Below are 15,217 nucleotides of genomic sequence, written 5' to 3'. Positions count from 1 at the left end.
ACATCTCCAAAATAGTAACATTTTGTGGTACAAGAAGAGCGTAAAGCTTTTTTGAGATAGAAACATGAGCGACATCCTGAATCATATTGAAGAGAATCATAAAGAAACACAGCGATTAATTGGTCTGGAATATGAACAGTTACAACAATTGCTCCAAAATGCCGAACGATTACATCATGAAAAACAAGCTTTACTAGAATCAAAAAAAGTGAGAATTATTGCGGGTGGAGGAGGTCGAAAACCCAAACTATCTATTCCCGAACAAATAATTTCAACCTTGGTTTATCTGAGGCATATGACAACATTTCAACTTCTGGGCATTCAGTTTGGAGTAAGTGAGTATACAGCTAATGATACATTTAACTATTGGGTAGTGCTAAACAAGTAATGATGCATTATAATGATGGATGAAATACCAGATTGCACCGATATGGTTGTCTAATGACGCAAGAAAACGACAAGGTTTTGCGTACTAAGCGAGAAACTCGCTCTTTGTAAGGTGTTGTTGAATCGTTCAATATAACTGGTCTTACCCGTTTCTTTACCCACAGGTTGATGACGCTTTTTCGGTAGCACTGCTCCATGGCTGCCCAGAAATCTGTGTGAGCAACCGCACACTGCCGGTAAACCGGAGGTAAGGAATTCCATAATTGACGGGCTGCCGCTTCGTCCCTTGCCCCAATATAAACACCGACAATTTCACGAGTATTGGAGTCGAGAGCTAATACCATTTTTTTAAAGATGTGATAGAGATAAAGAATGTAAAATCCAAGACCATCCCGTGAGAAAACCGATAACACGATCGGTGAAAGATGCTAAAATTTCCTGAACTTTCATGCGGAGTTCATCAAGACTACTAAAAACTGACCAAGCTAAAAAATCTTTGAGATACTCCCAGACTCTTTCTGTGGGATTTACTTCCGGACAAGCTGGAGGCTGAAATAGTAAAATAATATTGTCTGGCAAGTGGGATGAACATAAATTATGCGAGTCGTGCATTATCAACTTGAATGATATGTAATTCATCGGGATACTGCGTTGATAATAGTTGTAAATAGGCTTCAAAACAAACTCGATCTAAGGGGGAAAACTCCCAAAAAAAACTTCTATCACTACCGATCCATACTGCCCCATATAACCAGAAACTCTCAAATTTCCATTGATGCTGCCCGATGAGTTTTACACCGGAAAGCGTTAGCTTGCGACGGCGAAGTGTGTGGAGTCCTAACCGAGTTTCATCACTACACCAAAAGCTGACTTTATTATATTTGTTTACTTGAGGCGAAGCTTTTTCTAGCAATGCTTTTATCTGTTGATGCAGGCTATTTTTGAAGTCATTGATTGCTGTAGCTTTTTGGGAAATACTGCGAGGTCGAGGAATTTTTAATTTACTTTTTAACTCACCTCTTGTCACAGAATATACAGCCGGATAACTACTGGTTATTCCTTTAATCAACCAGAGCCAGAGATGAACTTCTTGATAATTCTGAAATCCTTCAGGATCTCTCAACTCTTGTCGCAGGGAAGCCACTATTTCAACTGAGAACTTTTTTGGGCGACCAAAAACCTGCCGATTTTTTAACAAATTTTCCAGACCGCCATGTTTGTATTGAAAGAGCCAGCGATGAATTGTAGCCTCACCTTTACCTAAAATTGCTGATACTTCCCGTACAGTTAATACTTGCTTTGACTGAAATAAATAAAGCATTTGGACTTTATTGTAAGCTAAAATCCTGGTTTGTTGCTTGAGAAGTCCGTGCAAAGTTTCTACAGATTCGGTAATTTTTATCTGAGGGCGACCCGACATTTTAATTTGCTCCTTGGTTTTTACAAGTCTATCATATCTTTAAAAAAATGGTATAACTTCATTAACTGTTCCACCTCCAAAGAATATTGTTCGAGATAATTAACCCACTTTTCTCCATCTAATCCAACACCAAATGTACTCCGTCTTCGATATCTTTTTTTAGGTTCCTGACGCCGACATACATATTTCCCTACCTGCTTTTTCCGAAGTTCAGTACCTTCAAATATTGCCAAACTATAGGCGAGTGTCATCAGCAGAATTATGTTAATCAGTCGGTTGCCTTTTAAGCTAGTTCCTTCCAGATCGTAGCCTCCTGTTTTACAATCAAGGGAACATTTCTTCGATACCCATCCGTTGCTTATAAGCATCGATCGCTGCCTGCAATGAACCTAAATCTGTCAGAATAAACCACGCTTCATCAAGCTTCCATGCCCCATAGTTTCTTTTCCACTTACAAGCAACATCAAATCCAGTAGCAGGCTGAGTTTTTCTCACTCTTTTACCTTGAAAATATAAAGAGGTTCCCGGCACTATTCCTAATTCATCTAATCGCTGCCAAACTAAATGCTCTGTTTCGATTAAGATGATTCTTCTTCAGTCTTAAGCAAAAAGACACACCCTTTTGCTTCAGCCAGTTTCCTAGGTCAATCGAACAAAATTCACGGTCTCCTAAAACGATGACTTTATCTGATGAAAATAATGGTAAAACTTGCTGTAGATTTGTCGTTTGTGACTCGAAGTTGCTGCTGCCCAATTTGGGTAGTAATGACCAGTATAATGGAATTGCTCTTCGCTCCCAGATTAAGCTAACCATGAACAAATTAATACAGCCCCATTGGCTGCGATCTATTGCAATTGATAAGCGAGTACCAGCACGGCAATAAGTTGTCAACCAATAACTAATTAATGGGAACCAAATTAATTCAATCGTTAAGTGAGGTAAATCTAAAAACCTTTGTAATTTACGTCGCCGACTTTCGGCTGTAATTAGACAGGGAAATACTCGGGAGAGCCTCTCTAATCTCACTTGTTTTTCTGATTGCATCAAGGATAGCAAAATTGTCATCACCAAAAACTGAGATGGCGTCAGGTATTTTTGTAAATGACTCTGGTAGAATCTTAGTATCATTATTTTTTTGGATAGGCAAGCGTGTAACAACTCTGCTGCCTATCTTTTTTTACCACAAATTGGCTCAATCCTTACTAACTATGGCTTTGGGGCGGGTCGTCACCCCCCTAGGCGTTTACCCTGAGTAAAACTATGCCTTGAAAATTGCGGCTACCGCGTCCAAGTTAAGTCTTAGATTACTTATACAATAATCCGTGCATCAGGTTAATAACAAATGCACGGGTTATTATTTCCCAGACAGTCCTGGACGCAACGCCACCACCACAAACGGGGGGATTGCCCGCTATTTCAGGCTTATTCAGAGGCTGGGCGTAAGTCCTGCTATAGAAAGTGCCATAAAACTTTTGCGCTAATTCTATCAACAGTCAAAACTTTTTGGCTCACCAACAAAGCCATGCTATTGTTGTTTATCGTACACTCAACTTTTCTCGTAAGCAGGTGGCCGATACTCGAATAATTCTTGCTCTGCCGCCGCAAATTTAGACTGATCCCTCCCAGAAGCAGGCCGAGCAAAGGACGCTTTGTTGCGAATGCCCTGGATATCTTCAGAAGAACGCTCAGACGACAGAACAAACTGAGTTCTCTGATAACGCAGATCGGCCAATTCAATTTTACCAGGTCGCCCTTCACAATAAGCTCGCTGGGCACAGCGTTTAACTGCGATCGCAATTTCAGCACTCGTTGCTCCGGCATAATCAGATAGTAATGAATACCACTGCCTGTCGCTCCAAAGATTCTCTTTTCCTTCCCCAAACTGCTCTGGGAAATACTTAGCTAAGTGCAAATTGAAAATCTCATAGCGAGCGCCGCTGTGTGGCAAATCCACAAACCAGATTCCGCCGTCGTCAAATCTGCGGATAAGTTCAGCCGGCAGCATTTCTAAGCGGTTAACAGTAGCTAACATTAACACGGGGCTTTCATGCTCCTGCATCCATGTGAGCAATTTCTGCGACAGCCGCCTAGCTACACCGCCATCAGCATTTGATTCCCAGCCAGAAAAACCCTTGTCAAAATCGTCAAAGAACAACACGCAGCCGCCCAAATTATCTGCTGTATCCAGCATTTTGTTGAGAGCGCGATCGGGATTAGAGGAACCTAGAATATTGCCCCAACTTGCTGCTAAAAGCGCATAACCTAGCTTCTTAGCAGCTAGCTTTGCACTCAAACTTTTGCCCGTCCCCGGCGGCCCCCACAGCAGCATTCCTTTGGGAGGTCTGAGGTGATATTTCTTGGCATCAGCTTCTGACAGCTTTACGACTTCGCTCAAATAAGCATCTAATAAATCTAAACCGCCAGCATGAGGCACGTCTGGAGAAGCAATGAACTCCAACCCCTGGTCTCGAAGTTGCGATATTTTATGCTCCAATACCAACTGTGCGATTTGGACAACTGAAGCGGTCACAGAGAGCGATCGATCTAACACTAATTCAATTTCAGCAGTTGGCAGCCCTAGACTCGAAACAGCCAGCCGTTTTTTAGCAGCTACCGCATCTGAGCCAAAATCAAGGGAACAATTGCGATCGCAAAAATTATCTACAAGAACTTCGACTTCAAAACGATCGGGTAACGGACATTTGAGTAGAGGAATTAATGGACTTAGCTTTGATGGCAGTTGGATGTACTCGCCCAGCAGTACCCAATATTGCTCAGCCCAACGCCCTTTCAGCTCAAAGAATGCGTTAGCCAATTGAGAATAACGGCGGACAAGAGGCTGTTCGGTACTGTCTGACTCCAAAATGTCCTCTAACAAAAAGATACCGGGACAGTCATTTTCCAGCAGAAATTGCAGGACATCACTCTCGACAGATAGCTCAGTTTTGCATAAGACGCATTCACTATACATCTCGGAAATATCTGAAACGCTTGCCATATCTGAATGACAACCTAAATTCGGGAGATGTTTATCCAAACACCGCACCTGTTGAAGAGTTGCATAGCCAGGATTCCAATAATAAACAGGTAAACAACACTCACTGGCGTACTGATGAAATGATGACAATATTTTTTGGCGATCTGCACTGTAATATTCGAGGGCAAATATTGGAGTTTGAGGGACTCTTAAATTAGACCAAGTAGTGAAAAAATTCATGATTTTATACAACTAAACTGAGGATGTTTAACCTTAAATTTTAACTAACATAATTAAAATTTAGCGTCCTGCTAATGAGCGAAATTCTCCCCCTCAAGTGGAGGGGGTAATTGTGCCTAACGGCACTAATAAATTGATGTTATGCAAGTTAAATTGTCAATCATGGTCACAAGTAAAAAGCAAACCGCAGCCACTCCCATTCGCTCTCATTCACCAGTGCCTGCCAAATCTCAACCGCCTGAAAAGCAAAACAGTAAAACAGTTAGCATTAACAATGGAGCAAAATTAAAACCTCAATCTAACCTCAGCCCTGAGCAACTTGCTGTCGAGCTAGTCAAACAGATTCGGAATACAATTCATAAGAAGTACGGTGTGACAATTCAGCGTCGCGATAGCCGTATTTCGACAAAGGTTGGCCACGCAATTCGCGAAAAACTGGGATTGGATATTCAAGCTCAGTTGAACAAGCGCAACGGCAATGGCAATGGTAAAAAGTTCGACTGGCAAGAGTGGAACAATACTGTGTTTCCCAAGCTAGTTGGCCGGCCCGAAGAACTCAAGTATGATGTCGAAGTTGTTGCCTTAGCGATGAGCCAACTTTACGATACAATTGCTGACAACCCGCAAGCTGCCATTGCCGATTTAATGGAGTTCAATGCTCAAAGCTTAAAGCGTCGCAACGAGTTAGCTAAATCCTCTGAAGAAGATACTGAAGAACTCGATGAGGACGACGAACTCGATGATGAAGATGATGAAATTGATGACATACTCGATGAAATTGATGAGGATGACGAAGACTCCGAAGGCGATGAGGATGAGGATGATGACGATGAGGAGGATGATTTTAGTTTAGACGAAGAGGAAGAATTTGAGGAAGACGACGAATAATTGCTAAAGTTTGATTAGAAAGCTCTGCTGAAAAAGCAGAGCATTTTTTTGCCTCTATCGAGGCCTTTTCCACGAATCGCGATTCATTTAATAAGGGGAGGGGGAGGGGGAAGGGGAAGGAACGGACAGGGTAGAAAAACTTGGGAGAAGGGTAGAAAAACTTTAGTAAAATCGCGTTATTACTAAAAAAATTATCCTTCCCCTTCCCCTTCCCCTTCTCCTTCATTTCTGGGTAATGATTGTCGCCACCGTCCGAATCAGGACGCTCTGGGAAGCAGACCCAACAAATTCACAATCAAGGAAATTTTGACCTTGATTGTGAATTTAATTTTACCCACTCACCCACCCACTAATTTTTTTGAATTAATTGTAATTAGCAGACTGCCGTCGCTTTACTTGTGAAAAAAAACACAAGGAGTGTTAATCATGGCTAATCGCAAATCCGCTCCAACTCCGATGCAAAAGCAATTTGCAGAAACTCTTGAAGAACAGCGCTTCGAGATGTTTTTGCACGTTGCCCGCGAGTTAACGGGACGTGCCAAACAACGACAGTTGCAGAAAGGTAAAGCTCTTGACTGGGAAGCGTTCAATACTTGGTTTAACAAGCAATATGAAGGCTACTCGGCTGACGAGATGCTTGAAGAAATCTTGAGCAACGTTTACTGGCTTTCATCTGAGCAAGCAGTGATTGACTTGCACTTCCGTTATATCGAATCGGCAGTCAAAGCTTCTCATAAGAAAAAGGCAACTGACGATAATGAAGAGATTGATGATTTTGTCAAGTAATCAATGACGACCCCCGATAAAGGGGATAAAATCCTGCTCCAAGCAGGATTTTATTTGCCCACCCACCGCACCAGTTCCCTTTGCGATATTTACGATCGCATTCTCAGAAGGCTTTAGTAAGGTTTTGATATTAAACGCGAGCGCGTTTGAGAGATGTTCCACTTGCAAATTAGAATTATGTACGAACGTATTCAGCATTTTCTCACCCTCACAATTGAAACTGTGGTATTTTTTGGTTACGGTGGCTTAATTGTTCACTATATCGCTACGCTGTTAGCATCGAAGCGGATGAATCCTTCTGAAAAACTCTCAGCAGAACTTGCCCCAGATTTTGTGCCTCTTCTCAATAAAATTGCTTCCTTTCCTACTGTTGCCGAAGGTGCAGCAACTCCAGAACCCACAGAAGAACAGCGCCTCAGCTTTTCGCTACAAGTTAAAGCCGAATTTGCTTCTAATATTCAACTCGATACCGACACATTTAATCTACCCTTCATTCAAGTCGATAGCCTCACTCTTCGACAATGCCGCACCGTTATTCGAGCGCTCAATTCCACTCTCCCACGAAGTGAGCATATTCGCCTTAAACTCAACAAAAAAGATGTGCCAGCAGATTCGTTAAAATTTCAAATTAAGAAGCACTTTGAGCATCGACCGCAGCAAGTTGTCTCCCTAATTGAGCAAATTTTGAAAGCTAGTTAAAATGCTCGAAGAATCAACGACTAAATTAGTGTTCTTTTTCAAAAAAACTTCTGGTAACGAGTTGATAGAAAGTTTTTTTTATCTAACCTCCCTTTCCATATCTGGCGATTAGTTACTTTTTTCACCATTGCCAAAGGGAATCAGACCCCTGCCCATCTGTTCTATCAACTCGTTGAGACTCAATCCCCGTTCAATTGCGACGATCGCACCGCACGAATTCTCTCCATCCTACCGACGTTACCTGGATATAGAACCCATTTGACATCTTAGGAAGGGACTGCAAGCCTCTTAATCATTAGCCTGATGAAGCAGAGGTTAAGTTTGGCAGTGGCACCAGCTAGGGTTCGTTCAAAGTTCTTAACCAGAATTTTACAACGCTCCATCCAAGCGTTGGAGCGCTCGATCACCCATCTGGCTACTGCCGGAACAAATCCACATTTTCCTTGTGCTGCTTTCTCTTGTTTTGAGAGTTTCGGAGAAAGTTGAAACTGGATTTTGGTCATGATCTCCGGGTAAATCCGCTCTAACTCCTGAGTCAAATATTCTGGGTGATACCCGTGATCTAGAAGGATGGTAATCTTGGGAATATCGATAGGTTTTGACTTGAAGTAGTCGATGTTGAGAGTAAACATCTCAATTAATCCGGCATCATCCGAGAGATTGGCGCGAGTGCAGTGCGTAAAGAAGGGAAACCCAAGGGTATCAATAGCTAGATGTCTTTTAATGCCGTTGGTGGCTTTGTAGAAACAAAAACCTTTCGACTCCACACTGGCATTGCAGGTATTTTTCACCGCTTGGGAGTCAATGATGATCAACGTCGTCCAGTGCGGTTTTTTTTTTACCTGTTCACGCACTTGTCCATGTAAGACACTCATCAGTTCCTCGAATACCCCAGCGGCTCGCCACTGTTTGTAGTGCCAATAGACGGTGGAATAAGGGGGGAGGTCTTTGGGTAAGTCTTGCCAATTGCACCCATTTTTCAGTTGATAGAGAATTCCATTGAAGATCTCTCGCTTTGTCCAGTTGGTCGGTCGAGTCTGCTTCTTAGTTGGTAGTATCTTTTGCAATAAGGGTTCAAAAATTTCCCATTCTGCATCAGTCAGGTCACTGGAATACGCCATTAGCATTAGATTTTAGATGCTGAGGAGTACCTTAATTCAAAACCTCATAAGATGTCAAATGGGTTCTATAAGCTACATAGCAGCATATCTGCCGGCCGCGAAGATTTTTTGTGCGGTTAATTGCAAGTCGGGAAAGATTGATGAAATAAGCAGATCGTCATTTTGAAACAACTGTTTTTGATACTCGTCTTCTCGCAGCGTACAAATAATAACTGTCGGCTGTTTGGGTTTGCCAATATATTCTCTGCCACCAATGCCCAAATAGTCAACAATCCAATACTCAGGCACTCCTAGTATGGCGTAATCTTCAACTTTGCGAGCGTAATCGTTTTGCCAGTTGGTGCTAACGACTTCAGCAATCAGTTTAAGTGAGGAACCTGATGTAATTACAGGTTTTTGTTGCCACAAAGGTTCATTAATTAGTCGAGTTTGGTCTAATACAAGCACATCGGGGCGAAAGGCTGTTGCTGTTCCTAATAGTTTGATAAGACAGCGAGGGGGGATAAGGTAGGGTAGATCCAGGCGGTCAATTTCTACATTCAGTTTTCGTCCCAGAAAACCGGATATTTGTTCGTGCGGCCCTGTTGGTTCCATTTCGGTTAATTCACCATCAATCAGTTCGTAACAATCGCTGTCGCCGTAGTTTGTAATAAATTCATCAACAGTTATAAGTTTTGGAGGTGATTGAACCATTATATTTTTTCCTGATACATGGGCAGGGCACAATACCGTAAGTTGGAACATTTTTTGACCGATAAAAACACCGTTGTTACTATCAATAAAACTTTTAGTAACGAGTTGATAGAAAGTTTTTTTGCTCTAACCTCCCTTTCCATATCTGGCAATTAGTTACTTTTTTCACCAGTGTCAAGGGGAATCAGACCCCGGCCAATCTGTTCTATCAACTCGTTGAGACTCAATCCGCGTTCAATGGCGATCGCGCGAATTCCTTCCCATCCTACCGATGTTACCTGAATATTTCTTTGCTTCTTGGGTTCTTCATAGCGGGGTTGTCCCCCAGAGCGGTTGAGGTTGGCTAGTGAGTTGGGATGGGGGTGAATTCCTTTCCTGGGTGACATAGCGTCGATAGCATTTCCTTTTTTTTACTATTTTCGCATTTTCTGGAGGCTTCTCGACGATAACTATGTTAGTGTTGAATAGTTCAAGAAAATTCCTGCCCGCGCTGACTCCCCTACTCCGGTTGCGGTCGAGCGCGGGCGAGCCTTGCATTCAACAAACTCGCCAGGAATGCGTCAAATGCAATCAGAAGCAGACGATCGGGAGCCGCAAGCGTTAATTGTTTTGCCGGGGGGTATTGGAGGGTGTACCTCTTGTGCTGCGAAACAACTGCGAATCGACCCCGAATTTCAATCTCTCATTCCTCCCCTGAGTAAAGACGAAAAAGCCGCCCTGCAAGCGAGCATTCTGGAGGAAGGATGCCGCGATCCGTTAGTAGTCTGGGTCGAGGAAAAGCTTCTCATCGACGGCCACAACAGGTTCGCCATCTGTACCGCGCACGGCATACCATACAAAATTGTAGAGATGTCTTTTGACAGTCGAAATGCAGTCAAGGTCTGGACGATCGCCAACCAACTGGGACGGCGCAGCTTGACGCCAGAATCCGTTAGCTACCTGCGCGGCACCTGGTACGAGCTGACCAAGGAATCTCACGGGGGCAAGCGTTCGGCAAACTGTCATTTTGACAGTTTGACAGACAAAATATCGCCAGATAGAGCAAGCTGTCAAAATGGCAGCTTGACAGACAAAACAATGCCAGATGAGGCAAGCTGTCAAAATGACCACTTGACAGACAAAACAATGCCAGAAGGCGCAAGCTGTCAAAATGGCAGCTTGACAGACAAAACAGCACGAGAGTTAGGAGAACGGTTCAAAGCTTCCCCCAGAACGATTTACCGGGATGCCCAATTTACTCGAGCTGTGGATGCTCTCAGTTTTATTGGAGGGGACGAAGTGAAGTGGAAAATACTGAATCGCTCTGCTGGGCTGACCAAGAAGCAGGTCATCGCTTTGGCAAACGACACTCGCAGCAATCCGGCTCAGGTTGCCAAAACTTTACAGGGGCGCGACAAAAAAGTAAAACCTGAAGGCGAACCTAAGATCGCCCACCACCTGACGCTCAAAATTGGTTCCTTGGTGGAAGTGTACGCGCCCGATCGCCAGGACGTTAACGGTCGGTTGGGGCGCATTCAGTCAGTGGGCGAGAAAACGGCTACCGTGTGGATGCGGCACATCCCTACTCTTGCCATGAATTTGCATACCTTCAAACACTCAGCTCTCACCGCCCGGCCGCTCGAAAATCAACCCGGACTTCAAGAAATTTGCGATCGCACTGACCGACTTCACAAATTAGGAAATCTAGATCCGTTTGAAGTCGAAATTCTGAACTTGTTAGAAAGAGCAACGGTTCTTACTCCCACCGAATTGCAGTATTTAGAACAGATTGAGGATAGACACAAACTTGATTGAGTGCCTCATGGTGTTGCTGAATCAAATATTCGGGGAGATTTGCAGGCGGGGCTTCGTCGTAATAGTAGATAAATAGACAACCGATGATGCTGTCGCTGTGTTCTAATAACCAGCAGAAAGAAAGGGGTTTTTTGATTTAATTGATGACGTATTTTTCAAATTCAAAGTTAGGTTTGACTAGCATTGAGGGGTCGATCGATTCGCGTTCAGCAGCGAATGCTTGCCAGAGAGGGGCGAGATCCTTTGCGTCGGTTGCGGTGGCTAGACGGTGGCTGTAAGGGGCGATCGGGGCGATCGGCATAGTTGTGGCTGTCATAGTTTTTGGGGAGTGAATTTGCTCCGAAGGTGAAAGCCTTCTATTGTGTATTGGGATTTCGCGGGGTATTTTTACGCAAAATCGGAGTTTTTATAATAAAAGTTAATATATAGGACTCAAAGAGGGAGGCCCAGAAACCGGGTTTTTTACGAAAATACTGAATCGCAGTGTTGAATCTGCTGAAAAACCCGGTTTCTTTAGTTGGCGGGTGCAGGAGTGGAAAGCAGGCTATCTACTCAATCAAGGAGAGGATGGAGGAATAGAATCAATATTTGCCAAAGCAAAGTTGAGCATTTCTTCTGCCCGATCTATTGTTTGCACTGCGTCTGTTTGTGAGATTTGTATATCAGCGTTATAGTCAGCTTCTAATCGAGTTTTTTGGGCATCTATTAGGTAACGATGGAACTGCACCGGAACGCGGCCCGAACGAGCAAATTTTTGACCGAAACCGGCGATGACAGCGGAGTGGCGAGAATAAGATAATTTCTCTGACTCTAAAAATGCAGTGACTATGTAAAACATCACATAATAAGCGCGGGAAGCGGCAGAATCAAAAAAGCCTTGCTCACATAAAACCCGTGCAGCCTGCAAAGTTCTATCAGCTTTATCAAGTAACCTTTGTTGCTCTGGGTTCATATTGGGACTCCTTCGCGACGGATATTGCGAAAGAAACCGCTTTCATACTCTTGGTACTTCTGAAGTGTGGCAAACATACAGCTAATCACGACGGTATGTTCTAAGCATATATCGGCAATCAAAACAGAAATACGCTCGCTTTCTTGGGAGTAATTGAAGGGTTGTTTGAGAAGGATTAATATATCAATATCGGAGTCCGGTCTAGCATCGCCTCTGGCTTGGGAACCATAGAGAATGATTCGGATTAACTGTTCGCCATAAAGATTTTCTAATCCCTGGCGGATTTGGGCAATAATTTCTTTGAGTTGAACATTGATCGTTGAAGTTGGCATAGTTGTTTATAAGCCAATCGATGATGTTTTTAGCTAAGATGTTGGCAATATACCAATTATACTGGCAAATGATGCTCGTAGTCGTCCGGCTCAAGTTGCCAAAACTTTACAGGGGCAATGTCGTTCGGTAAAACCTGAAAAGCAACCTGCCATCGCTCACCACCTGACGCTCAAAATTGGTTCCTTAGTAGAGGTGTACGCGCCAGCTCGCCAGGACGTTAACGGCAGGTTAGGCCGCATTCAGTCAGTCGGCGAGAAAACCGCCACTGTGTAGATGCGACACATCCCCACCGTTACTATGCACTTGTACACATTCAAACACTCGGCTCTCACTGCTGTACCGCTAGACAATCAACCCGGACTTCAAGAAATTTGCGATCGCACTGGCCGACTTCACCAATTAGGAAATCTAGATCCTTTTGAGATAGAAATCCTCAACTTGTTAGAAAGAACAACGGCTCTTACTCCCACCGAATTGCAGTATTTAGAACAGATTGAGAACACACACAAGCTTGATTAGTGTGGGATGAGAGGCGCGTGAATCGAGGATTCCACATTTTCATGTCCTCGCCAGCATAGCGGGCGAGCAATGAAGGTGTGGATGACGATATGAACAAATCTTTATTTGCCAACATCGTTACTTGACATAATTATTAAATTACTGCTTGACACAATATAGTTTTTTCTGGTATTTTTATTCTCAGCAAATGCGTAAAGGTCGTAGCGCAATGAAAGTAACATATCAGTATCAGTTCTATCCCAACACCATTCAAAAGTTAAGCCTAAATCATTGGTTGAGGATTTGTCGCTATTGGTACAACAGGCAGCTAGGCGATCGATTTGATTGGTGGGAGAGTAACCGGACTGCTATAAATGCTTGCCCATTAGTTGCTAGCATCTCTACGCCTCGTGAACAGCCTAACTACTATTCCCAAAAACAACAATTACCAGTCATCAAAAAAGACCTAGTAAAAGTCTTCCACAGTGGCGAGCTATTGGACTTCAAGCAGGTAGATTCAACTATTCTGCAAGATGTTTCTAAGCGAGTAGATAAAGCCTTTGAGCGGTTTATCGTAGGGGACAGTAAAGGCGGGCGATCGGGTAAGCCCCGATTCAAGACTGAAGCGGATTACCGGACGATGACTTTTTCTACGGCTAATAACGACTGGATTAAGCTGGTTCGCAAGAATTGGTTTTATATCCGATTGCCGAAGTTGGGTGTCATAAAAGTTCGGATGCACCGCCCAATCCCCGATGGATTCACTATTAAGCAAATTAGTGTAACTAGAAAGGCTGACGGTTGGTTCATCCAGATAATGCTTGAAGACGCTTCAGTACCCCAGTTTATTCCTGATAAAGTTACCCCAAACTGGGATAACTCAATTGGGTTGGATGCGGTGCTACATCAAGATGTCTATTTAGCAACATCGTCAGGGGAAAAGCTACCTTCGTTGAAACCGCTTCGCAAAAACCAAGCTAAGTTAGACCAGATATCAAGGAAGCGGAACAAACGGAAGCGCGGTTCTAAAGCCCGACGGAAATTAGCCAAAAAAGAAGCGAGACAGCACCAAAAAATAGCGCGCTGTCGCCAAGATTTCCACTACAAAACAGCTCACAGACTTGTCAGGTCTGGAGCTAAATTCTTTTTTCATGAGGACTTAAACTTAAAAGACTTAACGAAACGGAATAAAGTTAAGCAAGATAATGAGGGTACTTACCTCCCAAACGGTCAATCAGCTAAATCAGGACTAAATAAGTCTTGGCTGGATGCTGCGTTCGGTCAGTTTTTTAAGACGCTGGAATACATAGCCGAAAAAGCTGGATCAGTCGTCGTTCCGCAAAAACCTGCTTATACCTCAATGGTTCTGTGCTATCGGAATGAAATTGTTTTCACCGATTGCGGTATGCGAAGCTATTGGGATGAGCAACATTCTTTAATGGTCGATCGCGATGTTAACGCCGCGATTAAGTGCGATTCGTTCAGTCGAAACCGAGAAATCGGGGGATGACTGGCTTCTACAGGGTAATCCATCATGATTGAGTTCGCACTTTAATCCCTTGTAGATGACAACTTCATAACCTTGCAGGTGAGCGTCAGTATCCTAGAAATCGTTAAGCCCTGCCCCTCAGACGTAGAGGTGAAAGCATATCCCCCACTGTAGCGACTAGCCCTCAATCGGTGAAGCGGGGATAAAAGCGGAAAGAACTACTAGCCTAAAGTGGTATCCCGTGAGCAAGTTCCTATGGATAGCAAATGCGAAGTCACTGCCTGAATCACCGTTACGGCGAACCAGCGAAATAAGGCTTTTTGCGCTGGGAGTCCCAAAAGGGCATTAGTACAGGGTGGTATGAGGATTTTTATTGGCATACCTACGTTACCCAAAAACTCGGTGAAAAGGTGACATCCTAACGGAACAAAACAATGGTTATGAGGAACGAAGTAACCCATCTGATTACTCTCGGAGAGGTCGAATACTTCGAGCAGTCAGCTAAGACGAAACATCTGGATTCCCAGGTAACAGGTGGTAGAGATTGAGTCAAAAGCCAACGCCTCACTGTAATGGTGAGGATATGCTAACGGACTTACGGTAATACGGATGGTATAGCTACAAGTAGCAATGAATATGTTATGAACACGGCAGAAAAACCGATGTATGAATGGAACGCTATCAACTGGCGAAAGCTAGAGCGTAACGTTTTTAAATTGCAAAAGCGGATATATCAAGCGTCTAATCGTGGTGATGTCAAGCTAGTACGCAGACTCCAGAAACTGTTGATAAGTTCTTGGGCAGCAAAAGCATTAGCGGTTCGTCGGGTAACTCAGGATAATTGCGGCAGTGCGGCTCGTTGACGCGCCAAGGAGAAATCCGAAAGCGTCACACCTGCTTTCAGCAGGTTAATAGGGAAGGGTGGCAACACTCGAAACC

General features: G+C 43.6%; 16 protein-coding genes and 3 pseudogenes. 8 read left to right on the top strand and 11 right to left on the bottom strand.

Annotated features, from left to right (window positions below; all coding sequences use genetic code 11):
- Nucleotides 1–64: 64 nt before the first annotated feature.
- The gene (locus E5S67_RS08550) at nucleotides 65–388 is read left to right on the top strand and encodes a helix-turn-helix domain-containing protein (RefSeq protein WP_216670292.1); all 324 of its coding nucleotides are present in this window, start codon (nucleotides 65–67) and stop codon (nucleotides 386–388) included.
- Here the strand turns inward: E5S67_RS08550 and E5S67_RS34675 are convergent.
- From E5S67_RS34675 to E5S67_RS08530, 5 genes and pseudogenes are all read right to left on the bottom strand, one after another.
- A pseudogene (locus tag E5S67_RS34675) lies at nucleotides 377–737 on the bottom strand (IS1 family transposase); the annotation flags it as partial. The gene E5S67_RS08550 and the pseudogene E5S67_RS34675 sit on opposite strands and share 12 nt — an antisense overlap.
- Nucleotides 736–1,807, bottom strand: a pseudogene (locus tag E5S67_RS08540) (IS630 family transposase). The pseudogenes E5S67_RS34675 and E5S67_RS08540, both read right to left, overlap by 2 nt.
- A gap of 324 nt (nucleotides 1,808–2,131) precedes the next feature.
- Nucleotides 2,132–2,338, bottom strand: a complete 207-nt coding sequence (locus tag E5S67_RS33215; protein ID WP_246276686.1) for a hypothetical protein — start codon at nucleotides 2,336–2,338, stop codon at nucleotides 2,132–2,134.
- Nucleotides 2,339–2,348: 10 nt separating this feature from the next.
- On the bottom strand, nucleotides 2,349–2,936 hold the full coding sequence (locus E5S67_RS33210) for a hypothetical protein (RefSeq protein ID WP_246276685.1): 588 nt from the start codon (nucleotides 2,934–2,936) through the stop codon (nucleotides 2,349–2,351).
- A gap of 418 nt (nucleotides 2,937–3,354) precedes the next feature.
- Nucleotides 3,355–5,025: an ATP-binding protein gene (locus tag E5S67_RS08530; protein ID WP_172186624.1), complete on the bottom strand. Its 1,671-nt coding sequence runs from the start codon at nucleotides 5,023–5,025 to the stop codon at nucleotides 3,355–3,357.
- A gap of 162 nt (nucleotides 5,026–5,187) precedes the next feature.
- On the opposite strand from E5S67_RS08530, the gene E5S67_RS08525 reads away from it, so the two are divergent.
- The 3 genes from E5S67_RS08525 (at nucleotide 5,188) to E5S67_RS08515 (ending at nucleotide 7,398) form a co-directional block, all read left to right on the top strand.
- Nucleotides 5,188–5,913 (top strand): primosomal protein, encoded by a 726-nt coding sequence (locus E5S67_RS08525; protein WP_172186623.1) that lies wholly within the window; start codon nucleotides 5,188–5,190, stop codon nucleotides 5,911–5,913.
- A gap of 426 nt (nucleotides 5,914–6,339) precedes the next feature.
- Nucleotides 6,340–6,699: a hypothetical protein gene (locus E5S67_RS08520; RefSeq protein WP_015179737.1), complete on the top strand. Its 360-nt coding sequence runs from the start codon at nucleotides 6,340–6,342 to the stop codon at nucleotides 6,697–6,699.
- 177 nt (nucleotides 6,700–6,876) lie between these two features.
- Nucleotides 6,877–7,398: a hypothetical protein gene (locus E5S67_RS08515; RefSeq protein ID WP_246276684.1), complete on the top strand. Its 522-nt coding sequence runs from the start codon at nucleotides 6,877–6,879 to the stop codon at nucleotides 7,396–7,398.
- Between the two features lie 266 nt (nucleotides 7,399–7,664).
- On the opposite strand, the gene E5S67_RS08510 is transcribed toward E5S67_RS08515, so the two are convergent.
- From E5S67_RS08510 to E5S67_RS08500, 3 genes are all read right to left on the bottom strand, one after another.
- A complete protein-coding gene (locus E5S67_RS08510; RefSeq protein WP_216670290.1) occupies nucleotides 7,665–8,519 on the bottom strand; it encodes an IS5 family transposase in 855 nt (284 codons plus the stop codon).
- 72 nt (nucleotides 8,520–8,591) lie between these two features.
- A complete protein-coding gene (locus E5S67_RS08505; protein WP_172186620.1) occupies nucleotides 8,592–9,212 on the bottom strand; it encodes a Uma2 family endonuclease in 621 nt (206 codons plus the stop codon).
- Between the two features lie 152 nt (nucleotides 9,213–9,364).
- Nucleotides 9,365–9,598, bottom strand: a complete 234-nt coding sequence (locus tag E5S67_RS08500) for a hypothetical protein (RefSeq protein ID WP_172186619.1) — start codon at nucleotides 9,596–9,598, stop codon at nucleotides 9,365–9,367.
- 178 nt (nucleotides 9,599–9,776) lie between these two features.
- On the opposite strand from E5S67_RS08500, the gene E5S67_RS33205 reads away from it, so the two are divergent.
- A complete protein-coding gene (locus E5S67_RS33205; RefSeq protein WP_246276683.1) occupies nucleotides 9,777–11,006 on the top strand; it encodes a ParB N-terminal domain-containing protein in 1,230 nt (409 codons plus the stop codon).
- A gap of 136 nt (nucleotides 11,007–11,142) precedes the next feature.
- On the opposite strand, the gene E5S67_RS08485 is transcribed toward E5S67_RS33205, so the two are convergent.
- The 3 genes from E5S67_RS08485 to E5S67_RS08475 all read right to left on the bottom strand — a co-directional run bounded on the left by E5S67_RS08485 (nucleotide 11,143) and on the right by E5S67_RS08475 (nucleotide 12,290).
- Nucleotides 11,143–11,322: a hypothetical protein gene (locus E5S67_RS08485; protein WP_172186618.1), complete on the bottom strand. Its 180-nt coding sequence runs from the start codon at nucleotides 11,320–11,322 to the stop codon at nucleotides 11,143–11,145.
- A 240-nt stretch (nucleotides 11,323–11,562) separates the two neighbouring features.
- Nucleotides 11,563–11,958, bottom strand: a complete 396-nt coding sequence (locus tag E5S67_RS08480) for a HEPN domain-containing protein (protein WP_015179743.1) — start codon at nucleotides 11,956–11,958, stop codon at nucleotides 11,563–11,565.
- Nucleotides 11,955–12,290, bottom strand: coding sequence for a nucleotidyltransferase domain-containing protein (locus E5S67_RS08475; RefSeq protein ID WP_015179744.1), 336 nt, complete (start codon nucleotides 12,288–12,290; stop codon nucleotides 11,955–11,957). The genes E5S67_RS08480 and E5S67_RS08475 overlap by 4 nt, the downstream gene beginning before the upstream one ends.
- A 274-nt stretch (nucleotides 12,291–12,564) precedes the next feature.
- Here E5S67_RS08475 and E5S67_RS33200 point away from each other — a divergent pair, with 274 nt between their 5' ends.
- The 3 genes and pseudogenes from E5S67_RS33200 to E5S67_RS08460 all read left to right on the top strand — a co-directional run.
- A complete protein-coding gene (locus tag E5S67_RS33200; protein ID WP_246276682.1) occupies nucleotides 12,565–12,810 on the top strand; it encodes a hypothetical protein in 246 nt (81 codons plus the stop codon).
- Between the two features lie 208 nt (nucleotides 12,811–13,018).
- Complete coding sequence (locus E5S67_RS08465) at nucleotides 13,019–14,299, top strand: RNA-guided endonuclease InsQ/TnpB family protein (RefSeq protein WP_246276681.1); 1,281 nt, start codon at nucleotides 13,019–13,021, stop codon at nucleotides 14,297–14,299.
- 620 nt (nucleotides 14,300–14,919) lie between these two features.
- Nucleotides 14,920–15,126: pseudogene (locus E5S67_RS08460) on the top strand (reverse transcriptase N-terminal domain-containing protein); the annotation flags it as partial.
- Between the last annotated feature and the right edge of the window lie 91 nt (nucleotides 15,127–15,217).

The sequence above is a fragment of the Microcoleus asticus IPMA8 genome, assembly GCF_013179805.1.
GTDB lineage: Bacteria > Cyanobacteriota > Cyanobacteriia > Cyanobacteriales > Microcoleaceae > Microcoleus > Microcoleus asticus.
This window is presented reverse-complemented; position numbering and strand designations above follow the sequence as displayed.